The organism is Bacillus sp. N5-665, assembly GCF_022637375.2.
GTDB classification, from domain to species: domain Bacteria; phylum Bacillota; class Bacilli; order Bacillales; family Bacillaceae_G; genus Bacillus_A; species Bacillus_A wiedmannii.
The window spans coordinates 378,496-397,630 of the sequence record NZ_CP093325.1; the positions used below are offsets into that span (position 1 = coordinate 378,496).

Sequence of the window (19,135 nt, forward strand, 5' to 3'; positions counted from 1 at the left end):
TTATGTCAACAATTATTGATGTTTATGCTCGCGAAGTCCTTGACTCTCGTGGTAACCCAACTGTAGAAGTAGAAGTTTACACAGAAAGCGGCGCTTTCGGACGCGCTATCGTACCAAGTGGTGCATCTACTGGTGAGCACGAAGCAGTAGAATTACGTGACGGTGACAAATCTCGTTACCTTGGTAAAGGTGTTCTAAATGCAGTAAACAACGTTAACGAAGCAATCGCTCCAGAAATCGTTGGTTTCGACGTAACTGACCAAGCTGGTATCGACCGTGCTATGATCGAATTAGATGGCACTCCAAACAAAGGTAAACTAGGCGCTAACGCTATCCTTGGTGTATCTATGGCAGTAGCTCACGCAGCAGCTGACTTCGTAGGTCTTCCATTATACCGTTACCTTGGTGGATTCAATGCAAAACAATTACCAACTCCAATGATGAACATCATCAACGGTGGTTCTCACGCTGATAACAACGTAGACTTCCAAGAGTTCATGATCTTACCAGTTGGTGCTCCAACATTCAAAGAATCAATCCGTATGGGTGCTGAAGTATTCCATGCACTTAAAGCTGTATTACATGACAAAGGTCTTAACACTGCAGTAGGTGACGAAGGTGGATTCGCTCCAAACCTTGGTTCTAACCGTGAAGCATTAGAAGTAATCATCGAAGCTATCGAAAAAGCTGGTTACAAAGCTGGCGAGAACGTATTCTTAGGAATGGACGTTGCTTCTTCTGAGTTCTACAACAAAGAAACTGGTAAATATGACCTTGCAGGCGAAGGCCGTACTGGCTTAACTTCTGCAGAAATGGTTGATTTCTACGAAGAGCTTTGCAAAGACTTCCCAATCATCTCTATCGAAGATGGTTTAGACGAAAACGACTGGGATGGTCACAAATTATTAACTGAGCGTATCGGTGATAAAGTACAATTAGTTGGTGACGACTTATTCGTAACTAACACTCAAAAACTTGCTGAAGGTATCGAAAAAGGTATCTCTAACTCAATCTTAATTAAAGTTAACCAAATCGGTACTTTAACTGAGACTTTCGAAGCTATCGAAATGGCTAAACGTGCTGGTTACACAGCAGTTGTATCTCACCGTTCTGGTGAAACTGAAGATGCTACAATCGCTGACATCGCAGTTGCAACTAACGCTGGCCAAATCAAAACTGGTTCTATGAGCCGTACTGACCGTATTGCTAAATATAACCAATTACTACGTATCGAAGATGAACTAGGCGAAATCGCTGTTTACGATGGTATCAAATCTTTCTACAACATCAAACGATAATTGTAGAAAATAACGACAGACCGTGAGAAATCACGGTCTGTTTTTTTATGCTTAAAATTGCTCACCCGTCATAAGTGACATGAAATGTTTAAAGAAACGGTTATAATCAAAATCAATTGCAATTTGATGATTCGGCCAATCAGTAAATGGTTTAGATTCTCCTAAAGAGCGAAATTCTCCAATGCTTGCTCCTTGTGCATAGGATTCCGTCATGACAACGATAGGTGATTTGTGATACGTAAACATAGAGTTATCAAGTAAAGCGAGTATTGGCATTGTGTCATGGAAGGGGCTTCCCTCTAAATGCGGTAAGGCGTCTTTATAATAGCCGTAGTAATAATGATCGAATAACGGTTTGACGAGTGGGGCTTTTCCTTTTGCTTCAATGTATTCAGCCATTTCTGGTGTAATGATGGAATACTGAGTGACGTTTAATGGATAGATGTACATGTTAGGTGAGGATTGAAGGACTATATTAGCGGCAGTAGGATCGCCATAAAAGTTCGCTTCGGAAATAGGGGTCACATTACCAGGATGTAAAAAGGCGCCGCCCATTACGTAGTAAGATTTAATTTGCTTCATGAGCTGTTTACATAAGATGAATAAAATTGCTAGGGAGGTAAGTCTTCCTAAACTAACAATGATTAATTCATCTTTATACTGTTCAATAAGAGGAATGACTTCGAAAAAATTCTCCATTTCTCCGTTAGTCACATGTCCCTTTGGAATAATTGGCCCGAGCCCTTGTTTCCCGTGTACTTCCGCAAAGAAAGCAGGAGGGGCGCCAGTAAGTGGACGTTCTGATCCACCAAATATCTTGATATTTCTATCCTTTGCTTCGCTCTTAAGAAAATGAGCGTTTTGTACGGCCATTTCTTTTGGAACATTGCCGTAATCAGCAACAATGCCGACGATTTCTATTTCATCGATAAAGAATGCTAAGAGGAGAGCCATCGTATCATCAATCCCAGGATCACAAAAAATAAGAACTTTTTTTGGCATATGCTCACCACCTATCTTGTTTATCCCGTAAAAGTCCGATTGTGGGAAGGAACAAAACCGCCACTAATGAAAGTTTCACTTTATATATATGTAAGTTTAAGGATAAAAAGATTATTTTATTGAAATAATAACATTACAAATTCAGAAAATAAAAACTTTTTATATTAGGTCAAGGTTTTTGACTTAATTTTTGTTTAGAAATGCAGTCATATCAAGGGTGTAAGCGTATAACATAGGCTGTTTTTGCTGTCAAGTTGATAAATTGCAGCTTTTTACAATTTATACTATGATAAAGATATTAAGAGAAGATCGTATAAACATGAGGGATGATGAACATGAAATTTACAAAGATTCTTGTCCAAATTGCAGCTCTTTACGTTTTTTATATGGTTGGAAATTGGGTACAAGAAGTGTTAAATATTCCGATTCCAGGAAGTTTGATTGGAATGTTCCTCTTACTTGTTTTACTTAGCCTAAAAGTCCTTCCAGTGAAATGGTTCGATTTAGGAGCAGAAACACTCGTTGCTATTATGCCGTTTTTATTAATTCCGCCAACGCTTGGCCTAATGAATTACGGTGCTTTTTTTATGAGTAAAGGAATTTCTCTTTTCATTACAATTGTAGCGAGTACATTTTTAATTATTATTGTCGCAGGACATACGGGACAATATCTTGCGAATAGAAAGGAAAGAGAGTCGCGATGAGCCAAATATTAATCGGAATCGGTTGGGTTCTTTTTACGGTGCTATTATACCAATTATCTAAAAAAATCTATAAATTATTTCCAACACCATTCACCATTCCAATGCTTGTAGCAACAGGATTAATGGCTTTCTTATTTATCATGCTTGATATACCATATCAACATTATATGGAAAGCGGTGGTGGCTGGATTGCAAAACTGCTGGGACCCGGTGTTGTAGCATTTGCAATTCCTCTTTATAAGCAACGTCACGTTCTGCAAAAATATGTTGTACCGATTGCTGGTGGCGTATTAGTAGGGACAACAGTTGCAATCGCAAGTGATTTTGCCATCGCATCACTTATGGGAACAGATAAAAGCTTAATTTTATCTTCTTTACCAAAATCGGTGACAATGCCAGTTGCGATGAGTGTTTCAGAGCAAGTTGGTGGTGTACCGTCATTAACAGCAGCTTTCGTTGTTATCGCAGGTATTACTGGAACGATTACCGGCCCACTTTTATTAAAATGGAGCCGTGTTACAAACTCAGTTGGTAAAGGTATCGGATTTGGATGTGCTTCTCATATTATGGGTGTAATGAGAGCGATGAAAAATAATGAACATGAAGGTGTTATTGGATCGGTAACAATGACATTAACAGCAATTTTGACATGTTTGCTCGGGCCGTTATTTGCAATGATGTTTATGTAATAGAAGAAAAGCGAGAGCGACTCTATAGCTCTCGCTTTTCTATAGAATTTATGCTACAGTTAAAATAACTGAATCTTTGTAGGAGGTACGCCAAGTGCATACGTTATTATCCGTTTTACTTATTATTGTATCGATTTTAATGATTGTTATGGTACTTATGCAGTCTAGTAATAGCTCAGGCCTTTCAGGTGCAATTTCAGGCGGTGCAGAGCAATTATTTGGTAAGCAAAAAGCACGTGGAATTGAAGCAGTATTAAACCGTATTACAATTGTTTTAGCTGTTCTATTCTTCGTATTAACAATTGCTGTTACGTACTTAAATTTATAGAATTGAAAGAAGAAGCGTTAGTAAGATGTACTAATGGTTCTTCTTTTTTTATTTTGCCATTTGAAAGATGTTTCTAATTAGATTATAGAAATATAAATATGGTACACTAAGATATAGAAAGAATACGACTAGATTACAGAAGAGAAAGAGGAGAAGTACATGATGAAATTAGCATCTCCGAAACCATTTACATTTGAGGGTGGAGACCGCGCTGTTTTATTACTACATGGTTTCACAGGAAACTCAGCTGATGTACGTATGTTAGGGCGTTTCTTAGAGAAGAAAGGCTACACTTGTCATGCGCCAATTTATAAAGGGCACGGTGTACCACCAGAAGAGCTTGTTCATACAGGTCCTGAAGATTGGTGGCAAGACGTAATGGAGGCATATCAGCTTTTAAAAGATAAAGGCTTTGAGAAAATTGCTGTTGTTGGATTATCACTTGGCGGCGTATTTTCTTTAAAATTAGGTTATACAGTACCTGTTTTAGGTGTAGTACCAATGTGTGCACCAATGTATATTAAGAGTGAAGAAACGATGTACCAAGGTATATTGGCATATGCCCGCGAATATAAAAACCGTGAGCAAAAATCACCAGAGCAAATCGAACAAGAAATGTTGGAATTCCAAAAGACACCGATGAATACATTAAAAGCATTACAACAATTAATTGCTGACGTACGTAACAATGTGGATATGATTTATGCACCGACATTTGTTGTACAAGCACGTCATGATGAAATGATTAATACAGATAGTGCTAACATTATTTATAACGGTGTAGAATCTACGTTAAAAGACATTAAATGGTATGAAGACTCTACGCATGTCATTACACTTGATAAGCAACGTGACGAGCTACATGAGGATGTATATAACTTCTTGGAGCAACTAGATTGGTAAGATCTAGTTGCCTCTTTTTTTCATAAGGAATTTTTTGTGAAAACTGTAAAAATCATTAGGGGAGTATTAAAGTTTCGCTTTATACATCCCCAGTCTTTCGGATACACTAAATAATATAAGGGTTTAAAGGAGGTATTTCTGCTTGGAAGAAATCATACAAGAAAATATTGATAAGTTGTTATTATTTATGAGAGAAGAAGCGTATAAACCGTTAACAATACAAGAGTTAGAAGAGGCATTTGGAATTGAAGGATCTGAGGGCTTTAAAGATTTTGTAAAGGCACTTGTAATGATGGAAGAGAAGGGACTTGTTATTCGCACACGTAGTAACCGCTACGGTCTTCCTGAAAAAATGAATTTAGTACGCGGTAAATTAATTGGACATGCACGTGGCTTTGCATTCGTTGTACCAGAAGAGAAGAAAACGGGAGATGATGATCTTTTCATCCCGCCTACAGAGTTAAACGGTGCACTTCATGGTGATACAGTATTAGCGCGTGTTAGCGCACAATCAAGTGGATCACGCCAAGAAGGTTCAATTGTACGTATTTTAGAGCGCGGCACAAAAGAACTAGTTGGTACATATACAGAATCGAAAAACTTTGGATTTGTTATACCTGACAATAAGCGCTGGACGAGTGATATCTTTATCTTGAAAAGTGCATCAATGGGTGCTGTAGAAGGCCATAAAGTAGTTGTGAAAATTACGAGTTACCCAGAGAATCGTTTAAGTGCAGAAGGTGAAGTTATTCAAATTCTAGGTCATAAAAATGATCCAGGAGTAGATATTTTATCAGTTATTCATAAACATCATCTACCTTTAGCATTCCCTGAAGAAGTGATGGAGCATGCAAACAGTGTACCAGAAACGATTTCAGAAGAAGATTTAAAAGATCGCCGTGACCTGCGTGACCAAATGATCGTAACGATTGACGGTGCAGATGCGAAAGATTTAGATGACGCTGTTACAGTAACGAAGCTCGAGAACGGTAACTACAAGCTTGGCGTTCATATTGCGGATGTAAGTCATTACGTTCAAGAAGGTTCTCCAATTGATGTAGAAGCAGCGGAAAGAGCAACGAGTGTATATCTTGTTGACCGTGTAATTCCGATGATTCCGCATCGTCTATCTAACGGTATTTGTTCGTTAAACCCGAAAGTAGACCGTCTGACGTTATCTTGTGAAATGGAAATCAACAACTTAGGTGATGTTGTAAAGCATGAGATTTTCCAAAGTGTGATTAAAACGACAGAGCGTATGACGTATGCTGACGTAAGAAGCATTTTAGAAGATGAGGACGAAGAGTTAATCAAACGCTATGAGCCGCTAGTACCGATGTTTAAAGAGATGGGTCAATTGGCACAGATTTTACGTGAAAAACGTATGCGTCGTGGTGCAATTGACTTTGACTTTAAAGAAGCGAAAGTATTAGTAGACGAAGAAGGTAAACCGACAGATGTTGTCATGCGTGATCGTTCTGTATCAGAGAAGTTAATTGAAGAATTTATGCTTGTTGCGAACGAAACAGTAGCAGAGCATTTCCACTGGATGAACGTACCATTCATGTACCGTGTCCATGAAGATCCGAAAGAAGATAAGCTGGAACGTTTCTTCGAGTTTGTAACAAACTTCGGATATGCAGTAAAAGGACGTGCGAATGAAATACATCCTCGTGCGCTGCAACAAATTCTTGAAATGGTTCAAGGACAGCCTGAAGAAGTAGTTATTTCAACAGTAATGCTTCGTTCAATGAAGCAAGCGCGTTACGATGCGGATAGCTTAGGACATTTCGGTTTATCAACCGAGTTCTACACACATTTCACATCACCAATTCGTCGTTACCCAGATACAATCGTTCATAGATTAATTCGTGAATACATTATTAACGGTAAAGTCGACAACGAAACACAAGCAAAATGGCGTGAAAACTTACCTGAAATTGCAGAGCATTCTTCTAATATGGAACGTCGTGCTGTTGAAGCAGAACGTGAAACAGACGAAATGAAAAAAGCAGAGTATATGGTTGATAAGATTGGTGAAGAGTATGACGGTATGATTAGCTCTGTAACAAACTTCGGTTTATTCGTAGAGCTTCCAAATACAATTGAAGGTCTTGTACACGTTAGCTACTTAACGGATGATTACTACCGTTATGACGAGAAACATTTCGCAATGATCGGAGAACGTACAGGTAACGTATTCCGCATCGGAGACGAAATTACAATTCGCGTTATTAACGTAAACAAAGACGAGCGTGCAATCGACTTTGAAATCGTTGGCATGAAAGGGACGCCTCGTCGTAAGTTCAAAGATCGTCCAGTCGTTATCGAACAGCCAAGAACAGGCAGAAAGAAACGCGGTGGACGTAGCGAACGCAGTGATGAGCGCGGCGGAGAACGTGGTACAGGTAGAAAATTCGACCGTGGTGGCAAAGGAAAAGGAAGAGGATCAGCTTCTGCTTCCACTTCCACTTCCACGTCCGCTAGTCAGCCAGGGAAAAAAGATGGTAACGGTAAGAAGAAAAAAGCATTCTTCGAAAATGTACCAGGATTCAAGAAGAAAAAGAAAAAGCGTAAGTAAGAAAAGGAGGGCTTCGCTTTGATGAAAAGCGGGGCTTTTTCTTTTTTATTGGTGGCTTGAGAGCGAGCCACTTTCGCTTTTTATTAACATTTGTTACAATAGTAAAAATAGAGGAGGGACGTTATATGCCAAAGGGTACAGGTAAGGTTATTGCACAAAATAAAAAAGCATTTCATGATTATTTCATCGAAGAAACATATGAGGCAGGGCTTGTCCTTCAAGGAACTGAAATTAAGTCGATTCGCGCTGGACGCGTGAACTTGAAAGATGCGTTTGCACGTGTACATAATGGTGAAGTATGGGTACATAATATGCATATTAGTACATATGAGCAAGGGAATCGTTTCAACCATGATCCGCTTCGCACGAGAAAGTTACTTCTTCATAAAAAAGAAATTGAGAAGTTAACGGGTGCTTCAAAAGAAACAGGCTATGCATTAGTTCCAGTTAGAATTTATTTGAAAAATGGATTCGCGAAAATGGCACTTGGTTTAGCAAAAGGTAAAAAGCAATATGATAAGCGTAACGATTTAAAAGAGAAAGAAGCAAAACGTGAAATTGCACGCGCGTTCCGTGATCGTCAAAAGATGTAATACAGATATTTACATTTGTAAAACGACGCGCGTATGTTATAATAACTTATGTAAGATTGTTGCACATTGAAAAACAGCTCTTAGTAGCTATCACGATATTTCTTCGTATGCTCCATTTTTATCATGGGGACGTTACGGATTCGACAGGGATAGTTCGAGCTTAGGTTGCGAGTCGAGGGGATCGGCCTCGTTAAAACGTCAAAGCCTATAATTGGCAAACAAAACAATCTTTCTTTAGCTGCTTAATTGCACTAAAGGTTCCTCCCTCCATCGTCCATGTGGTAGGGTAAGGGACTCAAACTAAGTGGACTACGCCGGAGTTCGCCGTCTGAGGGCGAAGGAAGAGAACAATCAGACTAGCAACTTGGAAGCCTGTCGATAGGCCGAAGAGTTCGCGAAATGCTAATATATCGACTACACTCGTAGAAGCTTAAGTGCCGATATTTTTGGACGTGGGTTCGACTCCCACCGTCTCCACCAATACATATTTGGTGGTTTTTTTATTTTGTGTGATTTGAACCATAAATTTGCCAGATTGGCAAGGTTATGGTTCTTTTTGTTTGTGGCAAAGTTATGCTTTCTCTATACAAATAGATACATCGACTATTCCTAACAGCAAGAAATATCTATTTTAACAGTAATTATTTGATAGCAGACTCAATTTACACTCATTTTTTTCAATAAAGAGTGAATCGTATCATTAAGACAGGTATATTAAAAAGCCCCTTCAAATTCTGAAGGGACTTTTTAGTATATAGGAATTGGTTTAAACCCGATATAACATTTCTTAGAAGGGGGCATTGTTATGTTATTCAGGTTTATTGAGGAGCTTTCGCTTGAAGCAACTTTAACCCCATACCAATAAAAATCATTCCTGTTACCTTATTTAGAATCATTCCTACCTTTTGGTTTCCTCTTAATTTTTTTGTAACATATGAAGAGAAATAAGCCACAAATAAACACCACAATAATCCAGTGGCTGTAAAAGTAAGTCCCAAAATGATAAAGGGAATAGGACCTGAAGCCTTTGTATCTATAAATTGCGGAAGAAACGCAATAAAGAATAAAGAGACTTTTGGATTCGTAAGACTTGTTAAAAGCCCTTGTATATATATCTTTCTAATGTTTAATTTATTGGATGAAGCTTGGAAATCTACATTCGTCTTATCAAGTACCATTTTAATCCCTAGATATACGAGATAGATAACACCAATAATCTTAATGATGTTAAATAATACAACGGATTTTGTAAGTATAATAGATAAACCAAAAGCAACAAATAACGTATGAACTAAAGAGCCAGTAATAATACCAAAAACAGAATACACACCTGCTTTTCTGCCTTGTGAAATACTTCTTCCCACAATATACATGGTGTCCGCACCAGGAATTAAATTTAATAAAATCCCTGTTAGTAAAAACACTTCATAATTAATAATTCCGTACATTTTAGCACCTCTATCTATTTTTTTGGTGCCCTTATTGATATTAAAGTAAATAAAAGAAAAACAAAAGTATTTTTTATTTAATCAAAAAGATTAACACCTTTTCAGCTTACAACCATTTTTTTATGGTCTAATACTTTATTCTATAGTCTAAAACATTTTTTAATGAAACAAGATATTCCCAATGAAAAATATTTGATTTTAAATGTTGGAGATGGACCACTACTATTTTTTGTGGCAAGCTTATGGTTCTTTTTGTTTTGTAGTTTTATAAAATGCTTAAGTTGATGGGGGAGGGAGGTACCCCTGAAACAGAAAATGAAGAAATAGTTATTGATGATAAACAGGTAGATACTATAGCTACCTTTAATGATTACATAATATTTATTTGAATCTTCATATCCTTTGTGTTTTTATCCTTATCTATTGTAAGATTATATAGAGTTCTCCCAATAAGCTGTTATAATCGCTTTTTTAGGAATTTAATATTTATAAATCTTAAATTATTTTTTTGAGATAATTTTTTATCTAACTAAGTTACATTGAAGTAGAGGTGAACCATCGGTGAAGCAGGTGTTAGTAATTAAGAATGAACGGTCTTTTGCGAAGAAAATCGTAAGTGGTCTAACGCAAGAGGGCTATTTCATTTTAAAACTTCACAATGAAAACCAAGGTTTAAATATAGTATATGAACAAGATTGGGATATTATCATATTGGATTGGGATTCATTAAGTATATCGGGGCCAGAAATTTGTAGACAAATACGACTTGTTAAAACGACACCGATCATTATTGTGACCGACAATATTTCTAGTAAGGATTGCATAGCAGGGCTACAAGCAGGAGCAGATGATTATATTAGAAAACCATTTGCGAAAGAAGAATTAGTAGCAAGGGTTCAAGCTATTTTAAGGAGAACTGACTATAATCAGCAAAATGAGACAAACTTTTTTCAGTTTAAAGATCTCTTTGTTGATGCATCTAGCAATATTGTGAAAAAAGGTAGCGAAAATCTCTCGCTTACGAAGCGCGAGTACGATTTACTCGTATTTTTAATCAAGAATAAAAATACAATATTGAGCCGTGAAATGCTTTTGAATCAGGTTTGGGGATATAACGTAGTAGTGAATCCAAATGTAGTAGACTTATATATTGGGTATGTAAGAAAAAAGTTAAAGTGCAAGAAGAAAGACAGATATATTCAAACGATACATGGCAGAGGCTATTCAATGGTTGAATGATAAAGATAAGATAATAGAAAAAACGAGTGAAACTATTTCCTTCAGTTGTACTCGTTTTTTTCTGTTAAATCTAATAATCAAATAGTTTCTGAGAAATATTAAAAGAATATTGCTATTAGGCAATGGATTATGAAAAGAGTAGCTATTAATGGGCGTGTTTTATAGGAGAAATTATGGTTTATAAGGTGCTCATCTAGTGGTTAGTGTGGAGGGGACGATTCTAGTAAGGATTAGTTGTGACCGTATCCAATGAAAGTCCTTACTCGAAAAGAAAATCAATATTCTCTGTAAAATAAGGGTTAATCAACACGCCTGACTTCACATATTACTTTTCGTATACAAATTATGCGTAATTCTATTAACTCACACCATTCACAAGATTTTCACAGAATTAATGACTATACTAATTAACAGGATATTCAAATGAAAATGATTATCAATATTGGTTTAGGTGAATAGCAGTTACTATCTAATTCAATCTATGGACGTCATCATTTTCGAACTAAATTACATAATAAGGAGTATACGTATGAAAAAAACTATGCTTTTAAAATTAGTAAGTATTCTAGCGATTTTCACTTTAATGTTAGTAGCTTGCTCAGATTCAGGTAAGGAAACTTCGAAAGCTAATAAAGGTGATAGTAGTGATAAGCCAAAAACGGTTGAAATTACTGATGCACATGGAACTGTTAAAGTCCCTGTAAATCCAAAGAATGTAGTTGCTTTAGATAATAGAACTTTTGAAACTTTAGCTGATTGGGGAATTAAATTAGCGGCTGCTCCAAAGGATGTAATGCCTGCAGATTCAGCATATAAAAAAGATGATTCAGTTAAAAATATTGGGAATCACCGCGAACCAAATCTTGAAATTATAGCAGCGGCAAACCCTGACCTTGTAATCGTTGGTCAAAGATTTGCTGGCCATTACGAAGAAATCAAAAAATTAGTGCCAAATGCAGCTGTTATTGATCTTAATGTTGATGTTTCTGAGAAAGCTACTAAGCCTGGAGAAAACTTAGTAAAAGGACTTAAAGATTCTACAATTTCTTTAGGAAAAATCTTTGATAAAGATAAAGAGGCTAAAAAATTAGTAGCTGATTTTGATAAATCTATTGAAAATGCAAAATCTGCTTATAATGGAAAAGATAAAGTTATGAGTGTTATCGTTACTGGTGGGAATATTGGTTTTGCTGCGCCTCACTCTGGTCGCGTTTGGGGACCAATGTATGAAATTTTCGGTTGGACTCCAGCACTAGAAGTGTCTAATTCTACTGCAGGTCATAAAGGTGATGACGTTTCTGTTGAAGCTATTGCACAAACAAATCCTGATTGGCTTTTCGTATTAGATCGTGATGCTGCAACATCTGATGCTGCTACTTCAGCTCCTGCTCAAGATGTTATTTCTAAATCACCTGCTCTTCAAAACACAACTGCTGTTTCTAAAAAACAAGTTATTTATGCACCAGCAGATACTTACACAAATGAATCAATTGAGACTTATATAGAGTTATTTGGAAATATCGCAAAAACTTTAGCTAAGTAGTGTAAAGGAGTACGAAACAGTGTCAAAAAATATGATTTCTAGGGTTGAGAATATTTCTCAACCCCAGTTTTATAATCACAATAAAATATGGACAAAACCTTTTATAATAGCGATTATAGTTGTTATAATTTTAGGGATTATATCACTGTTTACTGGAGTTTATGATATACGTGGACAAGAGGACGGAATGGAGATGTTTTTCATCACTCGTGTTCCGAGAACAGTTGCATTAATGCTTACTGGAGCTGCAATGGCGATGGCAGGGCTCGTAATGCAATTAATTACACAGAATCGTTTTGTTGAACCTACTACAACGGGGACTATTGAATGGTCAGGCTTAGGCCTGCTTTTTGTATATTTATTATTTCCTGCCCCGACTTTAGTTCAAAGAATGACTGGTGCAATCATTTTTTCTTTTATAGGAACTATGATTTTCTTTCTGTTTTTAAGAAGAGTTAAACTTCGTTCGTCTTTAATTGTCCCTATTATTGGATTGATGCTTGGAGCAGTTATTTCTGCAGTGTCTACTTTTTTGGGACTCCTTTTTCAAATGACGCAAAGTATTGAAACTTGGTTCGTAGGTTCATTTGCTACCGTTCAGGTGGGAAGATATGAATATTTATGGCTAATTGTTATCGTTACTTTGCTTATTTTTATGTATGCAAATAGATTGACTTTAGCTGGGCTAGGAGAAGATGTCGCAACAAGCCTTGGAGTTAATTACAATAGAATTGTTCTTTTTGGGACTGGCCTTATCTCTGTTGCAGTTGGAATTGTTGCAGCTGTTATTGGAAACTTACCTTTCTTGGGATTAATTGTTCCAAACATTGTTTCAATGTTTAGAGGGGATGATCTTAGGAGTAATTTACCTTGGGTATGTGTGATCGGAATGGGGACAATAACTACCTGTGACATCATTTCTCGAACAATTATAAAGCCTTTTGAAGTACCTGTTTCTTTAATACTTGCAACAGTGGGAGCAGTCGTGTTTATTACTATTTTATTGAGACGAAGAAAACCAAGGAGGCTACGATGATCACATTAGACTATAAAAATAAAGAAAATGTCGAAATCGATTCTAGCCTTCATAATGAAAGTAGATCAGCTAGTGCTTTTCGTTCTAAGAAGGAAGCAAGACGTTATTGGATTGTACTGATAACATTGATTGCTTTAGGTCTCCTTTCTTCATATGGACTTTTAGTTTATAACAACCCAGTTCCGATAGATTCACCTTCTTTTATCCCAGTTGTTAAGAGAAGGATAATAGCTATTGTTGCGATGATTATTGCTGCAGTTTGCCATAGCTTGTCGACAGTTGCTTTCCAATCTATTACGAACAATAAGATTATTACTCCTTCGCTTTTAGGTTTCGAATCACTTTATTCAGCAATTCATACGAGTACAATATTCTTCTTTGGTGCTAGTGCATTAATAAACTTTAATGGAATTGGATCATTTTTATTCCAAGTTGTTGCTATGGTCTTGATGAGTTTGATACTTTATGGATGGTTACTTTCCGGTAAATACGGGAATTTACAACTTATGCTTTTAGTTGGAATTATTATTGGTACTGGACTGAATTCCGTATCAACTTTTATGAGAAAGCTACTTGCGCCTTCAGAGTTTGATATTTTACAAGCGAAATTATTTGGTTCTGTTAATCATGCAGATCCTGCATATTTTCCTGTTGTAATTCCTATGATTATAATTGTAGCGGTATTAATTTTTGCTCATTCTAAAAAGTTGAATATTTTATCACTTGGAAAGGATGTTGCTACTTCCTTTGGGGTTAAATATCAACCTAGTGTAATTTATACGCTTGTATTAGTTGCTATTTTGATGTCCATTTCAACAGCTCTAATTGGGCCACTTACTTTCTACGGCTTTTTAGTAGCAACTTTGAGTTATCAGGCGGCGTCAACTTATGATCATAGATATATTTTTCCAATGGCTTTTGCAATAGGATTTTTGATAATGACGAGTGCATACTTTTTAATGTATCATGTATTCAATGCTCAAGGTGTAGTTTCAGTTATTATTGAATTATTTGGTGGAATCATATTCTTAACTATAGTTTTAAGGAAGAGGGCTTTATGATAAAAATTGATAATGTTAAAAAGTTCTATACTGATAAGGTAAAAATAGGACCTTTGGATATTGAAATACCAAAAGCGGGCTTTACTTCTTTAATTGGACCAAATGGTGCTGGAAAGTCTACGACACTATTGATGATTGGAAGACTCTTAGATATGGATGAAGGCCAAATTCAGGTAGCGAATATGGATGTTTCTGAATCCAAATCAAAAGACTTAGCAAAAATTTTGACTATATTGCGACAAGAAAATCATTTTGTAACGAGGCTTACTATTAGACAACTAGTTGGATTTGGGCGCTTTCCTTATTCAAAGGGAAGATTAACTAAAGAAGATGAGGTTATTATTTCTAAATATATCGATTTCTTAGATTTAACTAGTCTAGAGAATAGATATTTAGATGAGCTTTCTGGTGGTCAAAGACAAAGGGCATATGTAGCGATGGTATTGTGCCAAGAGACTGAATATGTGCTTTTGGACGAGCCTCTGAACAACCTTGATGTTGCTCGTTCTGTTCAAATGATGGAGCATTTGAGACGTGCGGCTAATGAATTTGGAAGAACAATTTTGACTGTTATGCATGACATCAATTTTGCAGCCAAATACTCTGATAAAATTTGTGCTATGAAAGATGGACAAATTGCTGCTTTTGGAACAGTAGAAGAGGTTATGGACCCAACAATTTTGACAGATATTTTTGAAACAAAAATAGAAATTATCAATGGTCCTTATGGGCCAATTGCTGTTTATTAGTTACAAAATGATTATGCAAAAAAGCTGCTGTCTATATTTTATAGGCAGCAGCTTTTTTTATGCGATTGCCGATGATAGCTCTGTCCCACAGGTATTTCATTACTTCCGGCCCTGCGACGCTTCCAACAATAAACTTGTAAATTACTCATAAAATGCAAAGGAATGCTTCAATTTTTCAAGTATCTACCAAACGAAAAAATTTATCTCTGTATAACTTTTTATGAGGAGTCAGTTTGGTTCTTAGTATGTAATATTGCATATAAGAGTGTATTGATAAAAGTGTAAGGGGTCACTATAATGAGGGCATAAAGATTAATCACATTTTCGTAGCAATAAAAAAGGAGGAAATAATATGGAAATCGCAATGGCAGTTTTGAAATTTGTAGGTGGCGTAATCCCGTTAATTCAAGAACTTTTAAAAGCATTTATGTAGGTTTATTAGTTAGCTATCATTTATCAATCATTATCATATCTTACTAAAAAAAGAACGGGGTGATTTTTCTGAATATTAAGAAAAACACTAAAAGAAGAAAGTTCCTTGCATGTTTATTAGTTAGTCTATGCACTATTAATTATTCATCTATTTCCTTCGCAGAAACACAAGTAGGTAATGCAACTGATGTAATCAAAAATGCTAGTGGCATTGATACTGGTATAGCAAATCTTAAATATAATAATCAAGAGGTTTTAGCTGTAAATGGTGATAAGGTAGAGAGTTTTGTTCCGAAAGAAAGTATCAATTCAAATGGTAAATTTGTAGTAGTGGAACGCGAGAAAAAATCACTTACAACTTCACCAGTCGATATTTCGATTATTGATTCTGTGGTGAATCGTACGTATCCAGGAGCGGTACAACTTGCAAATAAAGCTTTTGCAGACAATCAACCGAGTTTATTAGTGGCTAAGAGAAAGCCTTTGAATATTAGTATAGACTTACCTGGCATGAGAAAAGAAAATACAATTACTGTCCAAAATCCGACATATGGTAATGTGGCTGGAGCAGTAGATGATTTAGTATCTACTTGGAATGAAAAGTATTCTAAAACACATACGTTACCTGCAAGAATGCAGTATACAGAATCTATGGTTTATAGTAAATCACAAATCGCAAGTGCCCTTAACGTTAACGCTAAATATCTCGATAACAGTCTAAACATCGATTTTAATGCGGTTGCAAATGGAGAGAAGAAAGTGATGGTAGCGGCATATAAGCAAATATTTTATACCGTAAGTGCTGAACTACCTAACAATCCATCCGATCTTTTTGATAATAGTGTTACTTTTGGTGAGTTAACTCGTAAAGGTGTAAGTAATTCGGCTCCACCTGTTATGGTTTCAAATGTAGCTTATGGTAGAACTGTTTATGTAAAATTAGAAACAACATCTAAGAGTAAAGATGTACAAGCTGCTTTTAAAGCCTTACTTAAGAATAACAGCGTCGAAACGAGTGGACAGTATAAAGATATTTTTGAAGAAAGTACCTTTACTGCTGTAGTATTAGGCGGAGATGCGAAAGAGCATAACAAGGTTGTTACTAAAGATTTCAATGAAATCCGAAATATCATTAAAGATAATGCTGAATTAAGTCTTAAAAATCCAGCATATCCAATTTCATATACAAGCACTTTCTTAAAAGATAATGCAACTGCTGCTGTTCATAACAATACAGATTATATTGAGACGACAACTACAGAATATTCAAGTGCTAAAATGACACTTGATCATTACGGTGCTTACGTTGCTCAATTTGATGTATCTTGGGATGAATTTACATTTGATCAAAATGGGAAAGAAGTACTAACACATAAAACATGGGATGGTAGCGGCAGAGACAAAACAGCTCATTACTCTACAGTTATCCCTCTTCCACCAAATTCAAAAAATATAAAAATCGTAGCTAGAGAATGTACTGGTCTTGCATGGGAATGGTGGAGAACAATTATTAATGAACAAAATGTTCCATTAACAAATGAAATAAAAGTTTCAATTGGAGGAACAACATTATACCCAACGGCTAGTATTAGTCATTAGGTATAAAAAAGCGCCCTGTAATCAGGGCGCTTTTTTACTTAGTCACAAATTTTACTCTTTCCAAAACTGTTCTAGCAAAATAACGATCATAGTACCTACGAGTAATCCGTTACTTAAAACATATTGTAAGGAAGAAGGAACTCCGCTAAATGCACTTTCTGGAAGAAACATTATTCCCAAACTGATTAATAATGAAATTCCTAATATAGTTAATCGGCGTTGCTTTAATTCTTCACGTAAAATGGATTGAAATGAAATGCCTATTACTTGGACAAATGTAGCTAAAAGTGCAGAATTAGCAATAGGACCTGGTAGCAAGGATATAAAGTTTACAATTGAGGGGATAAAAGAAATACTTGCTAATATAAGACTTGCTATAAGAAACGACTTCACCTTTTTTTGACCTGTTAGTTGAATAAATCCTGCTGATGCAGGTAATGGTACAATTCCAATTGTAGAGAACAATGATGAGATAATATGTGATATACCTCCGACCCATACACCACGGTTCAGTGTTTGCTTTTCATTTTCTTTAGATAACGGAGCCACTTGTTTTACAGCCGAAATAGCAGCAATTGTATTTGCAACTAAAAGAAAGGTAAATAAAGTCGCAGTTAGAGTCATTCCAATATCGAATCTAGGTGTGCCCCAAGCAAATATCTCTGGTAACTTAACTAGCGTTGTATGTGAAGGCATATGAGATGATTTTCCTAATACTGCATACAAAAGCCAACCGCATGAAATTCCAAGTAACACAGCGTAACTTTTCATCCATCCTTTCCCTTTAATTGATAAGAAAGTAATAAGGGCAAAAACAAAGAGCGCAATAGTAGCTGTTGTATAGTCGGGATGAGTTGCAGATTCTTGTAATCCCATCATTCCTTTTAGTAATACACCACTAAGCTGAAGTGCTAAGATTAAAAGAAAAGTTCCTGTAACTAAAGGGGTAAATAAACGTAAGGTTCGATGAACAAGCCCTGTTATACCAAGAACGAAGAGTAATATACCTGCAATAATTAACCCGCCTTCTAAAAGTTGTAATACATCTTTTGCACTTTGTCCCTGATGCATAGCTACTTGTCCCAATATGACAAATATACTTACCCATGAACCTGCTGGCCCATCCGCTATGGGATAGCGATGCCCAAACCACGCTTGTAGAAACGAACTTACTCCCACGACTAAAAAAGTCCGCTGCATTAATGTTGAGATATCTTCTATTGGTAAATGGAATATGCCACCAATAATGATAGGTAATGCAATTGCATTTGCTAATAGAAACACAAACCATTGTAGAATACTAAAGCTCGTATCAAAGTATTTTTTATTCATATTAGTCTCCTTTGCTGAAAAAGAATCGCATAGTAAAAATCCATCCTTTCTACACAGTTAGATTAAAAAGGATGGATTTTGTAAATCTATAAAATTATTTTAATTATATAGATAGATTTTTAATTAATTACCAAGTACGGAATGGTAAGAATTTCCCGTTAAGTGTAATCACGATACGAGGATCGCCACCTTTTGGATCTTCTTGTGTATCCACACCTAGGTTGAAGTTAATCGCACTCATTACACCTTCGCCCGCTTTTTCTAAGATTAACTCTCTAATAGTTGGTGCATATTGTAACATCATTTCATATAAACGATATGCAATCGGGTCAGTAGGAGGCATTTCCATTACTTGGCCGCGAAGTGGAACTACTGTTAATGCTTGAACTACTTCTTCATCTAATTCTAATAGTTTACCGATTTTTTCTGCTTCTGGACGTGTCATTGTAGCTTGTCCTAATAACGCTGTTACAACCCAAGTCTCAGAGTTTTCACTTACTTTTGCAATTTCTTCCCATGTTAAACCTTTTGCAATTTTTGCTTCTAAAATTTTTTTTGTAGCTTCTGGTCGATTCATATCTAATACTTGTCTTTTCAT

At 36.1% G+C, this 19,135-nt stretch carries 17 protein-coding genes and 1 other RNA gene; 14 read left to right on the plus strand and 4 right to left on the minus strand.

Annotated features, from left to right (window positions below; translation table 11 throughout):
- Positions 1-2: 2 nt before the first annotated feature.
- Positions 3-1,298 carry a phosphopyruvate hydratase gene (gene eno / locus MNO09_RS04130; RefSeq protein ID WP_000103948.1) on the plus strand — a complete coding sequence of 432 codons (1,296 nt, stop codon included), beginning with the start codon at positions 3-5 and terminating at the stop codon, positions 1,296-1,298.
- A gap of 51 nt (positions 1,299-1,349) precedes the next feature.
- Here the strand turns inward: eno and MNO09_RS04135 are convergent, their stop codons facing one another.
- The gene (locus MNO09_RS04135) at positions 1,350-2,300 is read right to left on the minus strand and encodes a nucleoside hydrolase (RefSeq protein ID WP_001125045.1); all 951 of its coding nucleotides are present in this window, start codon (positions 2,298-2,300) and stop codon (positions 1,350-1,352) included.
- 335 nt (positions 2,301-2,635) lie between these two features.
- Here MNO09_RS04135 and MNO09_RS04140 point away from each other — a divergent pair, with 335 nt between their 5' ends.
- The 7 genes from MNO09_RS04140 to ssrA all read left to right on the plus strand — a co-directional run bounded on the left by MNO09_RS04140 (position 2,636) and on the right by ssrA (position 8,578).
- Complete coding sequence (locus tag MNO09_RS04140; protein ID WP_000673212.1) at positions 2,636-3,004, plus strand: CidA/LrgA family holin-like protein; 369 nt, start codon at positions 2,636-2,638, stop codon at positions 3,002-3,004.
- Positions 3,001-3,693, plus strand: coding sequence for an LrgB family protein (locus MNO09_RS04145; RefSeq protein ID WP_000078299.1), 693 nt, complete (start codon positions 3,001-3,003; stop codon positions 3,691-3,693). Before MNO09_RS04140 ends, MNO09_RS04145 begins: the two co-directional genes overlap by 4 nt.
- Positions 3,694-3,787: 94 nt before the next feature.
- A complete protein-coding gene (gene secG, locus MNO09_RS04150) occupies positions 3,788-4,021 on the plus strand; it encodes a preprotein translocase subunit SecG (RefSeq protein WP_000557263.1) in 234 nt (77 codons plus the stop codon).
- 162 nt (positions 4,022-4,183) lie between these two features.
- Positions 4,184-4,924 carry a carboxylesterase gene (estA, locus tag MNO09_RS04155; protein WP_000761972.1) on the plus strand — a complete coding sequence of 247 codons (741 nt, stop codon included), beginning with the start codon at positions 4,184-4,186 and terminating at the stop codon, positions 4,922-4,924.
- A 187-nt stretch (positions 4,925-5,111) separates the two neighbouring features.
- A complete protein-coding gene (gene rnr / locus MNO09_RS04160) occupies positions 5,112-7,505 on the plus strand; it encodes a ribonuclease R (RefSeq protein ID WP_502917722.1) in 2,394 nt (797 codons plus the stop codon).
- A gap of 125 nt (positions 7,506-7,630) precedes the next feature.
- The gene (gene smpB / locus MNO09_RS04165; RefSeq protein WP_001123922.1) at positions 7,631-8,098 is read left to right on the plus strand and encodes an SsrA-binding protein; all 468 of its coding nucleotides are present in this window, start codon (positions 7,631-7,633) and stop codon (positions 8,096-8,098) included.
- A 125-nt stretch (positions 8,099-8,223) separates the two neighbouring features.
- Positions 8,224-8,578: a transfer-messenger RNA gene (gene ssrA, locus MNO09_RS04170) on the plus strand.
- 338 nt (positions 8,579-8,916) lie between these two features.
- Here the strand turns inward: ssrA and MNO09_RS04175 are convergent.
- The gene (locus tag MNO09_RS04175) at positions 8,917-9,546 is read right to left on the minus strand and encodes a LysE family translocator (protein ID WP_000274244.1); all 630 of its coding nucleotides are present in this window, start codon (positions 9,544-9,546) and stop codon (positions 8,917-8,919) included.
- 561 nt (positions 9,547-10,107) lie between these two features.
- Here MNO09_RS04175 and MNO09_RS04180 point away from each other — a divergent pair.
- The 6 genes from MNO09_RS04180 to alo all read left to right on the plus strand — a co-directional run bounded on the left by MNO09_RS04180 (position 10,108) and on the right by alo (position 17,205).
- Positions 10,108-10,785 (plus strand): response regulator transcription factor, encoded by a 678-nt coding sequence (locus MNO09_RS04180; protein ID WP_000815798.1) that lies wholly within the window; start codon positions 10,108-10,110, stop codon positions 10,783-10,785.
- 529 nt (positions 10,786-11,314) lie between these two features.
- Positions 11,315-12,328, plus strand: a complete 1,014-nt coding sequence (locus MNO09_RS04185; protein WP_000753430.1) for a siderophore ABC transporter substrate-binding protein — start codon at positions 11,315-11,317, stop codon at positions 12,326-12,328.
- A gap of 31 nt (positions 12,329-12,359) precedes the next feature.
- A complete protein-coding gene (gene fatD, locus MNO09_RS04190; RefSeq protein WP_154131569.1) occupies positions 12,360-13,364 on the plus strand; it encodes a petrobactin ABC transporter permease FatD in 1,005 nt (334 codons plus the stop codon).
- Positions 13,361-14,425: a petrobactin ABC transporter permease FatC gene (gene fatC / locus MNO09_RS04195; protein ID WP_000631119.1), complete on the plus strand. Its 1,065-nt coding sequence runs from the start codon at positions 13,361-13,363 to the stop codon at positions 14,423-14,425. The genes fatD and fatC overlap by 4 nt, the downstream gene beginning before the upstream one ends.
- Complete coding sequence (gene fatE / locus MNO09_RS04200) at positions 14,422-15,174, plus strand: petrobactin ABC transporter ATP-binding protein FatE (RefSeq protein ID WP_000590055.1); 753 nt, start codon at positions 14,422-14,424, stop codon at positions 15,172-15,174. The genes fatC and fatE overlap by 4 nt, the downstream gene beginning before the upstream one ends.
- Positions 15,175-15,666: 492 nt before the next feature.
- Positions 15,667-17,205 (plus strand): anthrolysin O/cereolysin O family cholesterol-dependent cytolysin Alo, encoded by a 1,539-nt coding sequence (gene alo, locus MNO09_RS04205; protein ID WP_070169206.1) that lies wholly within the window; start codon positions 15,667-15,669, stop codon positions 17,203-17,205.
- Positions 17,206-17,256: 51 nt separating this feature from the next.
- Here alo and MNO09_RS04210 read toward each other — a convergent pair whose 3' ends face one another.
- Both MNO09_RS04210 and cynS read right to left on the minus strand, forming a co-directional pair.
- Positions 17,257-18,537, minus strand: coding sequence for a purine/pyrimidine permease (locus MNO09_RS04210; protein WP_001037020.1), 1,281 nt, complete (start codon positions 18,535-18,537; stop codon positions 17,257-17,259).
- Between the two features lie 127 nt (positions 18,538-18,664).
- A complete protein-coding gene (cynS, locus tag MNO09_RS04215; RefSeq protein ID WP_033657709.1) occupies positions 18,665-19,114 on the minus strand; it encodes a cyanase in 450 nt (149 codons plus the stop codon).
- Positions 19,115-19,135 lie beyond the last annotated feature (21 nt).